The 2,177-nt window shown below is 59.9% G+C and carries 1 protein-coding gene and 1 pseudogene; both read left to right on the top strand.

The window, feature by feature from the left end; all coding sequences use genetic code 11:
* Positions 1 to 183, top strand: a 183-nt coding sequence (gene rpoZ / locus ACIOU6_RS19465) for a DNA-directed RNA polymerase subunit omega (RefSeq protein ID WP_401138653.1), incomplete at its 5' end; no start/stop codon positions are given.
* A 57-nt stretch (positions 184 to 240) separates the two neighbouring features.
* Positions 241 to 2,177 (top strand): annotated as a pseudogene (locus ACIOU6_RS19460) (RelA/SpoT family protein); the annotation flags it as partial.

Below are 2,177 nucleotides of genomic sequence, written 5' to 3'. Positions count from 1 at the left end.
AGTCAACTGGCCACCGGCGGCAAAGAGCCCCTGGTCCAGTGGGAAAACGACAAGCCTACCTTTGTAGCCCTGCGTGAAATCGCTGAAGGCCTGATGAGCTACGAGTTCATCGCCAACGCTGAAATCGTTGAAGACGAACCGCTGTTCGCAGCGTTCGAGGACGAGTCCAACGAGGCCGTCTAAGCCTATGCCTGGTCGACGTAGCACGGCGCGGGGTCACAGCTTACGGCAGGAGTCATCATGCCGAGCATAGACGCCCTCGCCGATCGCTTATCGACCTACCTCGGCAACGACCAGGTCAACCTGGTCCGCCGAGCGTATTTCTACGCCGAACAAGCCCATGACGGCCAGCGCCGTCGCAGCGGCGAGGCGTACGTCACGCATCCTCTTGCGGTGGCGAACATTCTTGCCGACATGCACATGGACCATCAGAGTTTGATGGCCGCGATGCTGCATGACGTGATCGAAGACACCGGTATCGCTAAAGAAGCGCTGCAAGCGCAGTTCGGTGAAACCGTGGCCGAGCTGGTCGACGGGGTCAGCAAACTGACCCAGATGAACTTCGAGACCAAGGCCGAAGCCCAAGCGGAAAACTTCCAGAAAATGGCCATGGCCATGGCGCGCGATATTCGCGTGATCCTGGTCAAACTCGCCGATCGCCTGCACAACATGCGCACGCTGGAAGTGCTGTCCGGCGAAAAACGCCGGCGCATCGCCAAGGAAACCCTGGAAATCTACGCGCCCATCGCCAACCGGCTGGGCATGCATGCGATCCGCATCGAATTCGAAGACCTTGGCTTCAAAGCCATGCACCCGATGCGTTCCGCGCGGATCTACCAGGCGGTCAAACGCGCCCGAGGCAACCGCAAGGAAATCGTCAACAAGATCGAAGAGTCCCTTGGTCATTGCCTCGCTATCGATGGCATCCAGGGCGAAGTCAGCGGTCGCCAGAAACACCTCTACGGCATCTACAAGAAAATGCGCGGCAAGCGTCGGGCCTTCAACGAAATCATGGACGTCTATGCGTTCCGGATCATCGTCGACAAGGTCGATACCTGCTACCGCGTGCTAGGCGCTGTACATAATTTGTACAAACCGTTGCCAGGGCGCTTCAAGGATTACATCGCGATCCCCAAGGCCAATGGCTACCAATCGCTGCACACCACGCTGTTCGGCATGCACGGCGTACCGATCGAGATTCAGATCCGCACCCGCGAAATGGAAGAGATGGCCAACAACGGCATCGCGGCCCATTGGCTGTACAAATCCAGCGGTGACGAACAACCGAAAGGCACTCACGCCCGCGCCCGTCAATGGGTCAAAGGCGTGCTGGAAATGCAGCAGCGTGCCGGTAACTCGCTGGAATTCATCGAGAGCGTGAAGATCGACCTGTTCCCGGACGAGGTCTACGTGTTCACGCCAAAAGGCCGGATCATGGAGCTGCCCAAAGGCTCCACGGCGGTCGACTTCGCTTACGCAGTGCACACCGACGTCGGCAACAGCTGCATCGCTTGCCGGATCAACCGCCGTCTCGCACCGCTGTCCGAACCGCTGCAAAGCGGCTCCACGGTCGAGATCGTCAGCGCTCCCGGCGCGCGTCCAAACCCGGCGTGGCTCAACTTCGTGGTCACCGGCAAGGCGCGCACGCACATTCGTCACGCGTTGAAACTGCAACGCCGCTCCGAATCCATCAGTCTCGGCGAACGCCTGCTGAACAAAGTCCTCAACGGTTTCGACAGTTCGCTGGAGAAGATCCCGGCCGAACGCGTCAAGGCGATGCTCACCGAGTACCGCCTCGAACTGATCGAAGACCTGCTTGAAGACATTGGCCTGGGCAACCGCATGGCCTATGTGGTCGCCCGCCGCCTGCTCGGCGAAGGCGAACAACTGCCGAGTCCGGAAGGCCCGCTGGCGATTCGCGGCACCGAAGGCCTGGTACTCAGCTACGCCAAATGCTGCACGCCGATCCCGGGCGACCCGATTGTCGGGCACCTGTCGGCGGGCAAAGGCATGGTCGTGCACCTGGACAACTGCCGCAACATCAGCGAAATCAGGCACAACCCCGAAAAATGCATCCAGCTCTCGAGGGAAAAGGATGTCACCGGAGAATTCAAACTCGAACAGCGTGTCGAGCTGGAACACCAGCGCGGCCTGATCGACCTGCTCGCCAGCAGCGT

This window comes from Pseudomonas sp. NPDC087615, assembly GCF_044743445.1.
Lineage (GTDB): Bacteria > Pseudomonadota > Gammaproteobacteria > Pseudomonadales > Pseudomonadaceae > Aquipseudomonas > Aquipseudomonas baetica_A.
Note: the sequence above shows the minus strand (reverse complement) of the source record. Positions and strands in the feature narration are given on the sequence as shown.